16 protein-coding genes and 1 tRNA gene are annotated in these 15,557 nt (G+C 74.1%); 9 read left to right on the plus strand and 8 right to left on the minus strand.

What is annotated here, in order from left to right; genetic code table 11:
- Positions 1–7: 7 nt before the first annotated feature.
- Together IEW90_RS03320 and IEW90_RS03325 are read right to left on the minus strand one after the other, a co-directional pair.
- Positions 8–1,018: a LacI family DNA-binding transcriptional regulator gene (locus IEW90_RS03320; RefSeq protein ID WP_188715996.1), complete on the minus strand. Its 1,011-nt coding sequence runs from the start codon at positions 1,016–1,018 to the stop codon at positions 8–10.
- Between the two features lie 31 nt (positions 1,019–1,049).
- Positions 1,050–1,886 carry a class I SAM-dependent methyltransferase gene (locus tag IEW90_RS03325; protein WP_188715998.1) on the minus strand — a complete coding sequence of 279 codons (837 nt, stop codon included), beginning with the start codon at positions 1,884–1,886 and terminating at the stop codon, positions 1,050–1,052.
- Positions 1,887–1,998: 112 nt separating this feature from the next.
- Here IEW90_RS03325 and IEW90_RS03330 point away from each other — a divergent pair, with 112 nt between their 5' ends.
- A complete protein-coding gene (locus IEW90_RS03330) occupies positions 1,999–2,748 on the plus strand; it encodes a phosphoglyceromutase (RefSeq protein ID WP_188716000.1) in 750 nt (249 codons plus the stop codon).
- A 66-nt stretch (positions 2,749–2,814) separates the two neighbouring features.
- Here IEW90_RS03330 and phoU read toward each other — a convergent pair whose 3' ends face one another.
- Entirely contained in the window at positions 2,815–3,504 is a 690-nt protein-coding gene (gene phoU, locus IEW90_RS03335) for a phosphate signaling complex protein PhoU (protein ID WP_188716002.1), read from the minus strand.
- Between the two features lie 173 nt (positions 3,505–3,677).
- Here phoU and IEW90_RS03340 point away from each other — a divergent pair, with 173 nt between their 5' ends.
- On the plus strand, positions 3,678–4,823 hold the full coding sequence (locus tag IEW90_RS03340) for a sensor histidine kinase (protein WP_188716004.1): 1,146 nt from the start codon (positions 3,678–3,680) through the stop codon (positions 4,821–4,823).
- Positions 4,820–5,500: a response regulator gene (locus IEW90_RS03345; protein ID WP_188716006.1), complete on the plus strand. Its 681-nt coding sequence runs from the start codon at positions 4,820–4,822 to the stop codon at positions 5,498–5,500. Before IEW90_RS03340 ends, IEW90_RS03345 begins: the two co-directional genes overlap by 4 nt.
- 65 nt (positions 5,501–5,565) lie before the next feature.
- Here IEW90_RS03345 and IEW90_RS03350 read toward each other — a convergent pair whose 3' ends face one another.
- The gene (locus IEW90_RS03350; RefSeq protein ID WP_188716008.1) at positions 5,566–6,108 is read right to left on the minus strand and encodes a hypothetical protein; all 543 of its coding nucleotides are present in this window, start codon (positions 6,106–6,108) and stop codon (positions 5,566–5,568) included.
- 234 nt (positions 6,109–6,342) lie between these two features.
- On the opposite strand from IEW90_RS03350, the gene IEW90_RS03355 reads away from it, so the two are divergent.
- Both IEW90_RS03355 and ispD read left to right on the plus strand, forming a co-directional pair.
- The gene (locus IEW90_RS03355; RefSeq protein ID WP_188716011.1) at positions 6,343–6,831 is read left to right on the plus strand and encodes a CarD family transcriptional regulator; all 489 of its coding nucleotides are present in this window, start codon (positions 6,343–6,345) and stop codon (positions 6,829–6,831) included.
- 171 nt (positions 6,832–7,002) lie between these two features.
- The gene (gene ispD, locus IEW90_RS03360; RefSeq protein ID WP_229679469.1) at positions 7,003–8,166 is read left to right on the plus strand and encodes a 2-C-methyl-D-erythritol 4-phosphate cytidylyltransferase; all 1,164 of its coding nucleotides are present in this window, start codon (positions 7,003–7,005) and stop codon (positions 8,164–8,166) included.
- Positions 8,167–8,188: 22 nt separating this feature from the next.
- Here the strand turns inward: ispD and IEW90_RS03365 are convergent, their stop codons facing one another.
- The gene (locus IEW90_RS03365) at positions 8,189–8,479 is read right to left on the minus strand and encodes a DUF4287 domain-containing protein (RefSeq protein ID WP_188716013.1); all 291 of its coding nucleotides are present in this window, start codon (positions 8,477–8,479) and stop codon (positions 8,189–8,191) included.
- A 55-nt stretch (positions 8,480–8,534) separates the two neighbouring features.
- On the opposite strand from IEW90_RS03365, the gene cysS reads away from it, so the two are divergent.
- The gene (gene cysS, locus IEW90_RS03370; RefSeq protein WP_188716015.1) at positions 8,535–9,944 is read left to right on the plus strand and encodes a cysteine--tRNA ligase; all 1,410 of its coding nucleotides are present in this window, start codon (positions 8,535–8,537) and stop codon (positions 9,942–9,944) included.
- Complete coding sequence (gene rlmB / locus IEW90_RS03375; protein WP_188716017.1) at positions 9,941–10,927, plus strand: 23S rRNA (guanosine(2251)-2'-O)-methyltransferase RlmB; 987 nt, start codon at positions 9,941–9,943, stop codon at positions 10,925–10,927. Before cysS ends, rlmB begins: the two co-directional genes overlap by 4 nt.
- 13 nt (positions 10,928–10,940) lie before the next feature.
- On the opposite strand, the gene IEW90_RS03380 is transcribed toward rlmB, so the two are convergent.
- A complete protein-coding gene (locus tag IEW90_RS03380) occupies positions 10,941–12,260 on the minus strand; it encodes a DUF4032 domain-containing protein (protein ID WP_188716019.1) in 1,320 nt (439 codons plus the stop codon).
- A 98-nt stretch (positions 12,261–12,358) separates the two neighbouring features.
- Positions 12,359–13,435 (minus strand): ABC transporter ATP-binding protein, encoded by a 1,077-nt coding sequence (locus IEW90_RS03385; protein WP_188716021.1) that lies wholly within the window; start codon positions 13,433–13,435, stop codon positions 12,359–12,361.
- A 174-nt stretch (positions 13,436–13,609) separates the two neighbouring features.
- On the opposite strand from IEW90_RS03385, the gene IEW90_RS03390 reads away from it, so the two are divergent.
- Both IEW90_RS03390 and IEW90_RS03395 read left to right on the plus strand, forming a co-directional pair.
- Positions 13,610–14,500, plus strand: coding sequence for a DsbA family protein (locus IEW90_RS03390; protein WP_188716023.1), 891 nt, complete (start codon positions 13,610–13,612; stop codon positions 14,498–14,500).
- The gene (locus IEW90_RS03395) at positions 14,500–15,483 is read left to right on the plus strand and encodes a DsbA family protein (RefSeq protein WP_188716025.1); all 984 of its coding nucleotides are present in this window, start codon (positions 14,500–14,502) and stop codon (positions 15,481–15,483) included. Before IEW90_RS03390 ends, IEW90_RS03395 begins: the two co-directional genes overlap by 1 nt.
- Here IEW90_RS03395 and IEW90_RS03400 read toward each other — a convergent pair.
- Positions 15,483–15,555: transfer RNA gene (locus tag IEW90_RS03400), tRNA-Thr, on the minus strand. The two genes, IEW90_RS03395 and IEW90_RS03400, sit on opposite strands and share 1 nt — an antisense overlap.
- Positions 15,556–15,557: the final 2 nt, after the last annotated feature.

Below are 15,557 nucleotides of genomic sequence, written 5' to 3' on the forward strand. Positions count from 1 at the left end.
GCCCGGCTCAGGCCGCGGCGGCCCCCGCCGTCGACGCCCGAACCACGAGCGTCGGCGCGATCGGCGCCACCGACGTCGCGCCGTCCCCGCGGAGCGCGGCGACCACCGCCGCCACGGCGCGCTCGCCGAGCTCGGCGAAGTCCTGCCGCACGGTCGTGAGCGGCGGCGTGAAGTGGCGCGACTCCGGGATGTCGTCGAAGCCGACGATGCTCACGTCCTCCGGCACGCGCACCCCGCGCTCGCCGAGGCCGTGCAGGATGCCGAGCGCGATCTGGTCGTTCGCGGCGAAGACCGCCCCGCGATCGAGCTCGGCGCCCGCGGCGAAGGCGTAGCCGGCGTCGGCGGTCCAGGCGTCGAGCTGCGCGACCTCGGGCTCGAGGCCCGCCGCGGCCATCGCGGCGCGGTACGCCTCGGTGCGGGCGGTCGCGTCGAGCCAGTCGTCGGGGCCGGCGGCGTGGACGATCCGGCGGTGGCCCAGGGCGAGCAGGTGCTCGACGGCGAGCCGCGCGCCCGCGGCCTGGTCGACGCCCGCGGTGGGGAAGTCGTCCTCGGCGTGCGACGAGAGCACCACCGCCGGCACGCCCCGGTGGGCCGCGCGGAGCAGCCCGATCGACGACGCCCGGGGCGCGATGAGCAGCAGGGCGTCCACGCCCTGCGCGAGGGCGTGGTCGACGGCCGCGGTGGCGTCCGAGGCCCGCGCCCCGCCGATGCTCACCGCCGCGACGGCGTACCCGGCCGCATGCGCGGCCTCCTCGATGCCGCGCAGCGTGCTCGCGGGCCCGTACTCGACGGCGCTGTCGACGATGACGCCGATGCGGTCGGAGCGCCGCGTCGCGAGCGCCCGGGCCGCGCGGTTGGGCGTGTAGTCGAGCCGCGCCATCGCCTGCAGCACCCGCTCGCGGGTCGCGGGCCGGATGCTCGGATGGCCGTTGAGCACGCGCGAGACGGTCATCGCCGAGACCTGGGCGGCCTGGGCGACGTCGCGGATGCTCGCGCGAGCGCGCTCGGTGCCGGCCATGCTCGGATCGTAGGGCCTGCGGCGCGGCCGGTCAGGCAGGCGCGACCGCCGACCAGGCGAGCGTGAGCTCGCCGAGCCGCCACCGCGCGGGGCCTCCGGCCACCGGCCAGCCGCCTGCCCGCAGTGCCCCCACGGCCGCGACCCAGCGCTGCGTGGCGCTCAAGTCGGCGAGCGGCGCGTGCGTCGCCCACGCCCGGTCGAGGTCGACGAGCAGGGCGTGGATGCGCTCGCCCGGCACGTTGCGGTGGATGAGCGCCTTCGGCAGCCGCTCGGCGACGACCGAGGGCGCGGGGCAGGGCTCGGTGCCGAGCTCGTCGACCTTCAGCGCGATCGTGAGCGAGCGGGGCCCGCCCGCGTCGAGCGCCACCCAGGAGGCGACGCGGCCCACCTCGTTCGAGGTGCCCTCGACGAGCAGCCCGCCCGGGGCGAGCCGCGCGAGCATCGTCGCCCAGTGCCCCGCGACCTCGGCCTCGTCGTACTGCCGCAGCACGTTCATCGCCCGGATCACGTGGGGGCGCCGCGCGGCGGGCACCTCGAAGCCGCCGCGCGCGAACGCGACCCGCGCATCCGCCGCGATCGCCCGGCCGTACCGCTCCGGCCCCGCCGCCCGCGCCGCCGCGAGCTCGGCGGTGGCGAGCGCCACCCGCTCGGGGTCGATCTCGAGGCCGAGCACCTCGACGTCCGGGTTGCCGCGCGCGAGCCGCTCGTGCAGCTCGAGGCTCGTCGTGGCGCTCGCGCCGTAGCCGAGGTCGACGACGAGGCACCCGGGCACGCGCGCCGCGGGCTGCGCCGCGATCCAGCGGTCGACGCGACGCAGGCGGTTGACGCCCGTCGTCCCTCGCGTGATGCGACCCACCGGCTTCGCCACCCGTCCATCCTGGCGGACGCCCGAGCGTCCGGTGCTCGGATCCGGCGCGTCGGGTGGTCGAGGCGCACTTCGCGGTCACGCCGCGGCAACCTGCGCTGGCTAGGCTGGCGGCATGACCGAGCGCACCCTCATCCTGCTCCGCCACGGCCAGTCGACGTGGAACGAGAAGAACCTGTTCACCGGATGGGTCGACGTGCGGCTCACGCCTAAGGGCGAGGAGGAGGCCCGCCGCGGCGGCGAGCTGCTCGCCGAGCACGGCCTGCTGCCCGACGTGCTCTACACGTCGCTCCTCACCCGTGCGATCCAGACCGCGAACCTCGCGCTCGACGCCGCCGACCGCGCGTGGATCCCGGTGACCCGCTCGTGGCGCCTCAACGAGCGCCACTACGGCGACCTGCAGGGCAAGGACAAGGCCGAGACGCTCGAGCAGTACGGCGAGGAGCAGTTCATGCTCTGGCGCCGTTCGTTCGACGTGCCGCCGCCCGTCATCGCCGACGACAACGAGTACTCGCAGGCCGGCGACGAGCGCTACGCGGGCATCGACGGCGACGTGCCCGCCACCGAGTGCCTCAAGGACGTCATCGAGCGCTTCCTGCCCTACTGGGAGTCGACGATCTCGAAGGACCTCGACGCGGGCCGCACCGTGCTCGTCACGGCGCACGGCAACTCGCTGCGCGCGCTCGTGAAGCACCTCGACGGCATCTCCGACGACGACATCGCGGCGCTGAACATCCCCACGGGCATCCCGCTCGTCTACAAGCTGGGCGACGACAACATGCCGCTCGGCCCGGGCGAGTACCTCGACCCGGAGGCCGCGGCCGCGGGTGCGGCGGCGGTGGCGGCGCAGGGGAACAAGCACTGACCTCCTCGCACGCATGGCGAAGGGCCCCCGCCGCGGCGGGGGCCCTTCGTCCTGCGGTCCGGAGGCTCAGGCCTCGGGCTGCACCGGCTCGAGGTCGTGCTCGTGCGGCTCGGCGCCCACCCAGTCGCCCGTCGCGAGGTACTTGACCTTGCGGGCGATGCCGACCGCGTGGTCGGCGAAGCGCTCGTGGTAGCGGCTCGCGAGGGTCGCGTCGACCGTCGCGTGCGCCGCGCCCTCCCACGCGGTGCCGAGCACCTGCGCGAAGACCTGGCGGTGGAGGCGGTCGACGTGCTCGTCGGCGGCCTCGATGCGCTCGGCGATCGAGAGGTCCTGCGTCTCGAGCAGCTCGCGCAGCAGCGTCGCGACCTCGATGTCGTGGCGGCCCATCTCGGCGAACGTCGGCTGCAGCGACTCCGGCACCACCTGCATCGGGAAGCGGTAGCGGGCGAGCATGGCGATGTGGCGGGCGAGGTCGCCCATGCGCTCGAGCGATGCCGAGATCCGCAGGGCCGACACGACGATGCGGAGGTCGCGGGCGACGGGGGACTGGCGCGCGATGATGTCGATCGCGAGCTCGTCGAGCGCGGCGGCCTTGTCGTCGATGAGCGGGTCGCTCGCGATCACCTGCTCGGCGAGCTGGACGTTCGACTCGCCGAACGCCTGCACCGCGGTGCTGATCGAGACGACGACGTGGCCGGCGATGTCGACGAGGCGCTCCTGCACCTCGGCGAGCTCCTGCTGGAAGACTTCGCGCATGGCTCCTGCTCCTTGTGCTGGTCCGGACCGACGGGACGCGGGCACGGTTCGGATCCCGAGTGTTGCCGGGCAAGGTTACCGCCGGGTGACGGCTCGCTGAACGCATGGGGCCGGTGCGGCGCGCAGCCGCCGCGTGGCCGGGAGGGCCTCCGGGGCGCCGCTAGATTGGTCGCGTGGATGCCGCCTGGTACGTCCTCCTCTCGCTCCTGCTGGGCTTCGCCGTCGGAGCGCTCTCGGTGCACCTGCTCGGCGTCGCCGCGCAGCGCGGCCGCCGCGTGATGGCGATCGCGAGCGAGCCCGTGCCCGACGGCATCGCCTCGATGGTCGGGGTGCTGGAGTCGGCGGGCGTCGTGCTCGACGGCTCGAACCAGGTCATCCTCTCCTCGCCCGGCGCCGAGGCGCTCGACCTCGTCGAGGGCCGCCACCTGCGGGTGCCGGCGCTCGTCGAGCACGCCCGCCGCATCTGGCGCACCGGCGAGGCCGAGACCTTCGAGCTCGCGCACCGCCGCGGCCGCATCGGCACCGGCACCGAGCTGCAGCTGCGCGTGCGCATCACGCCGCTCGGCAATCGCTTCCTGCTGCTGCTCGCCGCCGACCGCACCGAGGAGGTGCGCCTCGCCGGCGTGCGCCGCGACTTCGTCGCGAACGTCAGCCACGAGCTGAAGACGCCCATCGGGGCGGTCGCGGTGCTCGCCGAGGCGATCGAGGCGGCCTCCGAGGACCCGGAGCGGGTGCGCGCCTTCTCGAAGCGCATGCAGGTGGAGGCGGAGCGCCTCGGCCGCATGACGAAGGAGATCATCGACCTCTCGCGCATCCAGGCCGACGACCCGCTCGAGGACGCGGCGCGCGTGCCGATCGCGCGGGTCGTCGACGTGGCCGTCGACCGCAACCGCGTGGCCGCCGACGCGAAGCGGATGCGGATCATCCCCCGCGTGCTCGACGACGTCGAGGTGCTCGGCTCGGAGGAGCTGCTCACCACCGCGCTGCAGAACCTCGTCGCGAACGCCGTGCAGTACTCGCCGGAGGCGACCCACGTCGGCGTCGGCGTGCGGGTGCAGGACGGGATCGTCGAGATCGCGGTCACCGACAAGGGCGTCGGCATCGCGCAGGAGGACCGGGAGCGCGTGTTCGAGCGCTTCTACCGCGTCGACCCCGCGCGCAGCCGCGTCACGGGCGGCACGGGCCTCGGCCTCAGCATCGTGAAGCACGTCGCCGTCACGCACGGCGGCGAGGTCACGCTCTGGTCGCGTCCCGGGCAGGGCTCGACCTTCACCCTGCGGCTGCCCGCCGCATCCCATCACCGCGAGGAGACCGCATGACGCGCATCCTGATCGTCGAGGACGAGTCCGCGCTCGCAGAGCCGCTCGCCTACCTGCTCGAGCTCGAGGGCTACGAGACCGCCCACGCGCCCGACGGCGACGAGGCGGTCCGGATGTTCGACGAGGAGGGCGCCGACCTCGTGCTGCTCGACCTCATGCTCCCCGGCCAGTCGGGGACGGAGGTGTGCCGGCAGATCCGCGCGAAGTCGCAGGTGCCGATCATCATGGTCACCGCGAAGGACAGCGAGGTCGACACGATCGTCGGCCTCGAGCTCGGCGCCGACGACTACGTGACGAAGCCGTACTCGTCGCGCGAGCTCGTGGCGCGCATCCGGGCCGTGCTGCGGCGCCGCTCGGTCGAGGAGGACGAGGACGACGCGGTCGTCGAGATCGGCCGCGTGCGGCTCGACGCCGACAGCCACACCGTGACGGTCGACGGCGACGAGGTGCCGATGCCGCTGCGGGAGTTCGAGCTGCTGGAGTTCCTCATGCGCAACGCCGGCCGCGTGCTCACGCGCGGCCAGCTCATCGACCGCGTCTGGGGCTCGGACTACTTCGGCGACACGAAGACGCTCGACGTGCACATCAAGCGCCTGCGGGCGAAGATCGAGGAGGACCCCTCGAACCCCGTGACGGTCGTCACGCGCCGTGGGCTCGGCTACCGCTTCGAGCGCTGACGCCGGCCGCTTCCACGAGCGAGGGCCCGCTGCCGGTCGGCAGCGGGCCCTCGTCGCTCGGAGCGCTACGGAGCGGCGGTCTCGGTGGGCTCGGGGGTCGCCGTCGCCGGGGCGGTCGGCTCGGCCGACTCGGTGGTCACGGGCTCGGCCTCGGGGGCGACCGGGCCGAGCGTCTCGTAGCCGGCGAACTCCGTCGAGATCATCTGCACGGGCACGCCGGTCGGCTCGGCGCCGTCGGCCTGGAACGAGACGTTGCGGTGGCCGCCGAACTCGATCGTGGGGGCGGCGAAGATGAGCTGCTGGTCCTCGAAGCCGAAGGTGGTGCGCCCGCTGGGGAGGCGGACCTCCTGCGCCTCGTCCTCCACGCGCACCTCGACGAAGGTCGCCTCGCCGGGGTTCGTGAAGGTGACGACGAGGCTCAGCTGGTCGCCGTCGGGCTCGCCGACGAGAATGGCGTTGTGCGCCTCGACCTGGCCGGTCGTGGCGGAGATGCCGTCGGACGGGTCGTACTGGATGGTCGTCGCCTGCGGCGTCAGGATGTTGCATCCGGTGGCGACGAGCGCGACGACGGCTGCGGCTGCTGCGGCGGCGACGGTGCGGAGCTGCACGAGGACCCTTTCGACGGTGGCCGGCGGGCGCAGGACGGACGCGCACGCGGTCGCCGTCGAGTCTAGTACGGGCCGCGGGAGGGGCGCGCCCGGGCGGCCGGCCGGCGGTCGCGGAGCGGCCGGGAGGGCCCTCGGCGAGCGGGCAGGACCGACGATCCAACCACTCCTCGTTCGGCGTCCGTACACGACACGCTGTGATAAAATCAAGGTTCTGGCTACGACGAGGAGCGTTCGATGAACTTTGAGGTCGGAGAGACGGTCGTCTACCCCCACCACGGCGCAGCGACCATCACCGAGGTGAAGGTCCGCAAGATCAAGGGCGTCGAGACCACCTACCTCAAGCTGAACGTCGCGCAGGGCGGTCTCACCATCGAGGTGCCCGCGCAGAACGTCGACATGGTGGGCGTCCGCGACGTCATCGGCGAGGAGGGCCTCGACCGCGTGTTCGAGGTGCTGCGCGCCGACTTCACCGAGGAGCCCACGAACTGGGCGCGCCGCTACAAGGCGAACGTCGAGAAGCTCGCCTCGGGCGACGTCATCAAGGTGAGCGAGGTCGTTCGCGACCTCTCGCGCCGCGACCAGGACCGCGGCCTGTCGGCCGGCGAGAAGCGGATGCTCGTGAAGGCCCGCCAGATCCTCGTGTCGGAGCTGGCGCTCGCCGAGCACACCGACGAGGACGCCGCCGCGGTGCGCCTCGACGAGGCCCTCGCGCCCGCGAGCTGAGACCTGCGGCCCCGCGCCGCGCAGACCGAGGCGCCCTGTCCCCAAGGCAGGGCGCCTCTTCTGCGCGCTGGAGCTGCAGCCACCCGCCGGTCGCGCGCTGGAGCTGGATGCGGAGGCGCTTTCGCGCCTCCGCATCCAGCTCCAGCGCGCGACCCGCCTAGGCTGGCCCTCGTGACCGCCACTGCCCTCATCGTCGTCGCCGCCGGCAGCGGCACCCGCCTCGGCCGCGGCGTCCCGAAGGCCTTCGCGACGCTCGCGGGCGCGACGATCCTCGAGCACGCGCTGCGCGGCCTCGTGGGCGTCGACGCGCGGATCGTCGCGGTCGTCCCGGCGGGCGCCGAGGCGGACGCCCGCGCGATCGCCGAGCGCGCGGGCGTCGACGCCGCGGTCGTCGCGGGCGGCGCGACCCGCGCGGACTCCGTCGCCGCGGGCCTCGCCGCGGCCGGCGACGCGCGCCGCGTGCTCGTGCACGACGCGGCCCGCGCGCTCGCGCCCCGGGCGCTCGTCGAGCGGGTGCTCGCCGCGCTCGATGCGGGCGCCGGCGCGGTCGTGCCCGTGCTGCCGGTCGTCGACACGATCCGGTCGGTCGACGGCGCCGCCGACGCATCCGCCGAGGCCCTCGGCGCGATCGTCGACCGCTCGGGCCTCCGCGCCATGCAGACGCCGCAGGGCTTCGACGCCGCGCTGCTGCGCCGCGCCTACGAGGCGGCGGGGGAGGGCCGCGCGGCCTCGACCGACGACGCGCAGCTCGTGCAGGCGCTCGGCGAGGCGGTCGTCGCGGTGCCCGGCGACGAGCTCGCCTTCAAGATCACGACCGCAGCCGACGCCGGCCGGGCCGAGGCGCTCCTCGCGCCGACCCGCGCGGTGCCGGAGCTGCGCACGGGCATCGGCGTCGACGTCCACGCCTTCGGCGGCGACGGCCCGCTGCGCGTCGCGGGGCTCGAGTGGGAGGGGCAGGGGCTCGCCGGGCACTCCGACGGCGACGTCGTCTGCCACGCGATCGTCGACGCGCTGCTCGGCGCCGCGGGCCTCGGCGACATCGGCGGCCTCGTGGGCGTCGACGACCCGCAGCACGCTGGCGCGCGCGGCGAGGTCTTCGTGCGCCTCGCGGTCGAGCGGCTCGCGGAGCACGGCTGGCGGCCGCAGAGCGTGGGCGTGCAGGTGCTCGGCGTGCGGCCGCGCATCGGCAGCCGCCGCGAGGAGGCGCAGGCGGTGCTCGGCGCGATGGTCGGCGCGCCCGTGAGCGTGTCGGGCACGACCACCGACGGGCTGGGCGCGCTCGGCCGCGGCGAGGGCCTGCAGGCGATCGCGACCGCGCTGGTCGCGCGCGGCTGACGCGGCGCCGACGACGCGCGCCTCAGCGGTCCGGGTTCGACGCGGCCCCGTCGAGCCACAGCTCGTCGCTCGCGTCGGCGTGCGTGCCGCCGCTGCCGACGTGCTTCGCGCTGATGCGCGGCCCCTTCGTGATGACGTGCACCATCGCCATGCCGTGGCCGCGGCCGAGCCCGTAGTCGTGCTTCAGCCACTCGAGGATCGGCGTCGCCTTCGTCGACGCGTCGAAGCCGCGCTCGCGCGCCAGCTCGAGCAGCTGCCGGGGCGTGAGCCCCGTCTTCGCCTCGACCGCGTCGAGGTAGGCCTGGAACGACATGGATGCTCCTTCGCGTCTCCGTGCTGGGCCCCAGCATCCCACTAGCCTTGGGGCCGTGACCGTGCGCATCCACGACTCGAGGCAGCAGGCCGTCGTCGACCTCCGTCCCCTGCGGGACGGCGAGGTGTCGATGTACGTCTGCGGCCCCACCGTGCAGTCGTCGCCGCACGTCGGCCACGTGCGCAGCGCGGTCGCCTACGACGTGTGGCGCCGCTGGCTCGAGCACCGCGGGCACCGCGTCACCTTCGTGCGCAACGTCACCGACATCGACGACAAGGTGCTCGTCAACGCCGTCGACGAGCCCTGGTGGGCGCTCGCGTACCGCGTCGAGCAGGAGTTCGCGGCCGCCTACCGCGCCGTCGGCGTGCTGGCGCCCACGTACGAGCCGCGCGCCACCGCGTCCGTGCCCGAGATGCACGCGCTCATCGCGCTGCTCGTCGAGCGCGGCCACGCGTACCCGGCGCTCGACGGCTCCGCCGACGTGTACTTCGACGTGCGCTCGTGGGAGCGGTACGGCGCCCTCACCCGCCAGTCGATCGACGCGATGGAGCCGGCAGCCGACGCCGACCCGCGCGGCAAGCGCGACCCGCGCGACTTCGCGCTCTGGAAGGCGCGGAAGGACGACGAGCCGGCCGACGCCTCGTGGGACTCCCCGTGGGGCCAGGGGCGTCCGGGCTGGCACATCGAGTGCTCGGCGATGGCGCGCCGCTACCTCGGCGACGCGTTCGACATCCACGGCGGCGGCCTCGACCTCCGCTTCCCGCACCACGAGAACGAGCTCGCGCAGTCGAGCGCCGCGGGCCTCGGCTTCGCGAGCGTGTGGAGCCACAACGGCCTCGTGCACGTCGACGGCGAGAAGATGTCGAAGTCGCTCGGCAACTCGATCCTCGCCGCCGACCTCGTCGCCGCCGTGCGGCCCATCGTCGTGCGCTACTTCCTCGTCGCGCCGCACTACCGCTCGACCATCGACCTGCGCACCGACGCCGGCAGCCTCGCGGGCGGCTCGCTCGCCGAGGCCGAGGCGGCGTTCGGCCGTATCGAGGGGATGCTCGAGCGGGCCGCCCGCGCGGGCGCGCTGCCCGACGCGGCCGTGCCGGACGCGTTCGCCGCGGCCATGGACGACGACCTCTCGACCCCGCAGGCGGTCGCGGTGCTGCACGACACGACGCGCGCCGCGAACGCCGCCCTCGACGCGGGCGACACCGCCGCGGGACTCGCCCGCGCGGGCGAGGCGCTCGCGATGCTGCGCGTGCTCGGGCTCGACCCGCACGACGCGATGTGGCAGTCTGGAGCGTCGGCCGAGGCCGCGGCGCTCGACAGCCTCGTCGCATCGCTCCTCGCGGAGCGCCGCGAGGCGCGCGCCGCCCGGGACTTCGCCGCATCCGACCGCATCCGCGACGCGCTGGCCGCCGCGGGCATCCTCGTCGAGGACGGCAAGGACACGACCACCTGGAGCATCGCATGAACAAGCCGAGCCGCCCGGCCCGCAAGAAGGGCCCTTCGAAGGGCACCGGCGGCAACGGCCGCCGCGCGCTCGAGGGCAAGGGACCCACGCCCAAGGCCGAGGACCGCTCCTGGCACGTCGCCGGCAAGCGGAAGGCCGCCAAGGAGCGGCTCGACGCCGCCAAGGCGCGCACCGGCAAGGCCGGCGCCTCGCAGCCGCCGCGGCACCGCAAGCCCTCGTCGGCGAAGGACGAGTCGGAGCTCGTGACCGGCCGCAACGCCGTGCTCGAGGCGCTCCGCACGAGGATCCCGGCGACCTCGCTCATCCTCGCCGCGCGCCTCGAGATGGACGACCGGGTCAAGGAGATCCTGTCGCTCGCCAACAAGCGCGGCGTGCCCGTGCTCGAGGTGATGCGCCCCGAGCTCGACCGCATCTCGGGGCACGACACCGTGCACCAGGGCGTCGCGCTCAAGGTGCCGCCGTACCAGTACGCGCACCCGATCGACCTGCTCGAGCAGATCGTCGACCGCGACCAGACGCCGCTGCTCATCGCGCTCGACGGCGTGACCGACCCGCGCAACCTCGGCGCGATCATCCGCTCGGCGGCAGCGTTCGGCTCGCAGGGCGTCATCGTGCCGCAGCGCCGCTCGGTGGGCGTCACCGCGAGCGCGTGGAAGACGAGCGCGGGCGCCGCGGCGCGCGTGCCGGTCGCGATGGCCTCGAACCTCACGGCCACGCTCAAGGAGCTGAAGAAGCAGGGCGTGTTCATCATCGGCCTCGACGGCGACGGCGACGTGCCGCTGCACGAGCTCGACCTCGCCGCGGGCCCGCTCGTGATCGTGGTCGGCAGCGAGGGCAAGGGCCTCTCGCGCCTGGTGGCCGAGACGTGCGACGCGATCGTGTCGATCCCGATCTCGGGGGCGACGGAGTCGCTGAACGCCGGCATCGCGGCGTCCGTCACGCTCTACGAGGTCGCGAAGCGCCGGGCGGCCTCCGGGCGCTGAGCCCGAGCGCGGCTCAGACCTTGTCGCGCCAGTCCGGGTCGTCGTCCTCGTCCGAGAGGTCGATCGCCCCGGTCTCGATCGGGACGATCGGCATCGTGACCGTCACCGGCACGCCGAGCAGCGCAGCCTCGTCGCGGCGGTGCGCCAGCTGCGTCTCGATGTAGGCCGTCGCGGCCTCGGCGAGCGGCACCTCGCGCCGTTCGCGCTCCGACAGGTACCAGCGGTGCTCGAGCACCTCGTGGAACACCTCCGGCGGCTCGAGCTTGCCCGCGAGGTCGCGCGGCACCGCCTGCACGATCGGCAGGTAGACCTGCTCGAACCACTCGTTCGCGAGCGCGTCGTCGCCCGCCGCCGGCCGCACCTCGCGCTCGTGCGCGACGTACTGGTCGAGGTCGTTGAGCATCCGTCGCGCCTGGTTCTCCTCGGCGTCGATGCCCGTGAGCGAGTTGAGGCGGCGGTGGTGGTGGCCCGGGTCGACGACCTTCGGCTGGATGCGCACCGTCGTGCCGCCGTCGCCCGTCGACATCGACAGCTCCTCGATGTCGTAGCCGAGCGCGTTGAGGCGCTCGAGGCGCGCGTTGATGCGCCACCGCTCCGTCGAGGGCACGAGCTCGTCGCTCGTGATCGTGTGCCACAGCTCGCGGTACTGCTCGACGATCGAGCCGGCGACGGCGACCGGATCGATCGAGGGGTCGAGCCGGTCGCCGGCCGCGAGGTCGAGCAGCTCGCCGGCGATGTTGACGCGCGCGACCTCCAGGTCGTCCTCGCGCCGGCCGTCGGACAGGCCGCCCGCCTCGATCGTGCCGGTCTCGGCGTCGACGAGGTAGGCGGCGAACGCGCCCGCGTCGCGCCGGAACAGCGTGTTCGAGAGCGAGACGTCGCCCCAGTAGAAGCCCACGAGGTGCAGGCGCACGAGCAGGCCCGCGAGCGCGTCGACGAGCCGCTGCGCGGTGGAGCGCTTCAGCGCCGACGAGTAGAGCGCCCGGTAGGGGAGCGAGAAGCGCAGGTGCCTCGTCACGAGCGCCGTCGGCAGCGGCTCGCCGAGCACCGTCGCGCGGCCGGCGATGACCGCGACCGGCTCCACGCACGGCACGTCGAGGCGCTGCAGCCGCCGCAGCATCCGGTACTCGCCGGTCGCCATCTCCTCGGTCGTCTCCTTGATGGCGACGACGCGGCCGCCGAGCCGCGCGAAGCGCACGAGGTGGCGCGAGATGCCCTTCGGCAGCGAGACGACGGTGTCGTCGGGCCACTCGTCGAGCGGCAGGTCCCACGGCAGGTCGAGGAGCGTCGCGTCCATCATCGCCGAGGTGATGCGCAGGTCGGTGGTGGCCATGCGGCCATCGTAGGCGCGCCCGTCCGCGCGCCGAGGGGTGGATGCGCGCAGACGACGACGGCCGGGGCGCAGTGCCCCGGCCGTCGTGCGGATCGGTGTCAGACGCGCTTGCCCGACTCCTTGTCGAACAGGTGCACGTGCTCCTGCGCGGGCGAGATGTGGACGGTGTCGCCGGCCGACGCGTGCGCGCGCCCGTCGACGCGCGCCACGATGTCGACGCGCTTGCCCTCGACGTCCGCGTGGCCGTAGAGGTAGCCGTCGGCGCCGAGCTCCTCGACGAGGTCGACGACGACGGGCAGGCCGTCGGTGCCGTCGGCGTCGACGCTCACGTCCTCGGGGCGGACGCCCACGATGAGGCCGGAGCCCGCGGCCGAGAGCTGCTCGCGCGAGACCGGAGTGAGGTGCTGGCCGAAGCGCACGCCGCCCTCGCTGACGGGCAGCTCGAGCAGGTTCATGGCCGGGCTGCCGATGAAGCCGGCCACGAACACGTTCTGCGGGTTCGCGTACAGCTCGCGCGGGGTGCCGACCTGCTGCAGGACGCCGTCCTTGAGCACCGCGATGCGGTCGCCCATCGTCAGGGCCTCCGTCTGGTCGTGCGTGACGTAGACGGTGGTGACGCCGAGGCGGCGCTGCAGCGAGGCGATCTGCGTGCGCGTCTGCACGCGCAGCTTCGCGTCGAGGTTCGACAGCGGCTCGTCCATGAGGAAGACCTGCGGCTGGCGCACGATCGCGCGGCCCATGGCGACGCGCTGGCGCTGACCGCCGGAGAGGGCCTTGGGCTTGCGGCCCAGGTACGGCTCGAGGTCGAGCAGCTTCGCCGCCTCCTCGACGCGCTTGGCGCGCTCCTCCTTGGCGACGCCGGCGATCTTCAGCGCGAAGCCCATGTTCTCCGCCACGGTCATGTGGGGGTAGAGGGCGTAGTTCTGGAAGACCATCGCGATGTCGCGATCCTTGGGCGGCACATCGGTGACCTCTCGATCTCCGATGAGGATGCGGCCGTCGTTGACCTCCTCGAGGCCCGCGAGCATGCGCAGGGTGGTGGACTTGCCGCAGCCGGAGGGGCCGACCAGCACGAGGAACTCGCCGTCGGCGATCTCGAGGTCGATCGCGTCGACCGCAGGGGTCGTCGCTCCGGGATACAGCCGGGTTGCCTTGTCGAAGGTGACAGACGCCATCGTGTGCTCCATTCACCGGCAGGAACGTGCCGGACGATCCGTTGTGAAGGCAGGCGACGGTGCCTGCTCCGTCGACATCCTGGCACGTCCGGGTGCCAGTACCCTAGGTTTCGGCGCATATCCCGTCGCGCCGCACCGCCGACCACCACGGCCGAGCCCTCAGGACAGGACCGCATGAGCGAGAAGCTGACGAAGAACGAGCGCCGCGCGCAGGCGCGCGAGCAGGCCCGGAAGATGCAGGAGCAGCGTCGCCGCAAGGAGCGCGTCCGCAGGGGCCTCACGATCGGCGGCATCATCGTCGGCGCCGTGGCGATCGTCGCGATCGTCGCCGTCGTCATCGTCAACAGCATCCGCCCGGCCGGCCCCGGGCCCGAGAACATGGCCTCGAACGGCATCGTCATCGGCCAGGACTTCGTGGCCGAGCGCACCGCCGCGACGCCGCCCGAGGGCGAGCCGACGCCCACCGAGCCGCGCGACGACATCATCCAGATCGAGATCTACCAGGACTACATGTGCCCGGTGTGCGGCGCGTTCGACGAGGCCAACCGGGCGACGCTCGAGCAGCTCATGTCCACCGGTGCCGCCACCGTCGAGATCCACCCGATCTCCATCCTCGACCGGGCGTCGCTCGGCACGAAGTACTCCACCCGCTCCGCCTCGGCCGCCGCGTGCGTCGCGGAGTTCGCGCCGGACCAGTTCTGGGACTTCAACAGCGCGATGTACGACCAGCAGCCGGCCGAGAGCACGGCGGGCCTGTCGAACGACGAGATCGTGGGCGTCGCCGAGGGCGCCGGGATCGACGTGTCGGGCGGCCTCGCCGACTGCATCCGCGAGACCCGCTTCGGCAGCTGGGCCGAGGACGCCACGGTGCGCGCCGGCACGCAGCCGCTGCCCGGCACCGACGGCGTCGTCGCCGACCGCACGCCGACGGTGATCGTCAACGGCCAGCAGTACCCGGGCTCGCCGAGCGACGCCGCCGGCTTCCAGGCCTTCGTCACCGCAGCGGCCGGCCAGCTGTCCGGCGGCACGGGCGCCACGGAGACCCCCGCTCCGAGCGAGGGCTGATGCGGGCGCGCGCCTGGCTCGCCGGGTGCGCGGTGCTGGCGCTCGCCGCGTGCGCGGCGCCGGCACCGCCGCCCCAGATCACCACGATCGGCGAGCTGGGCGCCGCCTACGTCGCCGCCGGCGGCGCGTGCACCGACCTCGTCGAGCAGTACCGCGCCTCCGACGAGGACCCGGTGGTCGCGGCGTGCGGCAGCGACACCGAGCTCGTGCTCGCGGCCGACGCCGACCAGGCGCAGGCCGTCGCGACCCAGCGGCAGCTGCAGGAGCAGACCGTGCTCGTGCACGACCGCTGGGTGATCCGCGACGCCGACCTCGAGGGGCTCCAGGCGGAGCTCGGCGGGCAGATCCTCACGCTCGCGCCCGCCGACGGTCCCGCGAACATGGCGGATGCGATCGCGTTCGACGCGGGCGGCGTCGTGCCGGCCGAGCCCGTGCCCGCCGAGGGCGAGCCCGCGGCGCCCGCGCCCGCGGAGGGCGTCCACGACGTGCTCGTCGTCATCGACCCGGACTGCGAGTTCTGCGCCCGCGCGCTCCAGGCGAGCAGCGGCCTGCTCGCCTCGCTCGCCGACACCGGCCAGGCACGCGTCTCGTACCTGCCCGTCTCGCTCGGCGACCGGATCGACAACGGCTACGCGTCGACGCTCGGCGCCAACGCGCTCGCCTGCGTCGCCGACGCGGCGCCCGAGGCGTACCGGCCGTTCCAGGACGCGCTCGTCGCGCACCTGCAGGAGGAGTCGTTCGAGGCGGCCGCGGTGTCGGCGCTCGCCGCCGAGCAGGGCGCCGACGTCGCCCCGTGCATCGAGCAGGCGTCGTTCGCCTGGTGGGTGCGGCAGGCCACGGTGCGCGCGATCGAGCAGCCGCTGCAGGGCGTCGAGCCGCTGCGCGGGGTGCCGACGATCCTCGTCGACGGCGCGACGTTCGCGGGCGACGTGGGCGATGCGGAGGCGCTGGCCGCCTTCGTCGCCGAGCAGCCGGCGGGGTGAGCCCCCTGTCGGGTTCGAACCGACGACCCCTGCTTTACAAGAGCAGTGCTCTACCAGCTGAGCTAAGGAGGCGT

It is taken from the genome of Agrococcus terreus, from assembly GCF_014645235.1.
GTDB classification, from domain to species: Bacteria; Actinomycetota; Actinomycetes; order Actinomycetales; family Microbacteriaceae; genus Agrococcus; species Agrococcus terreus.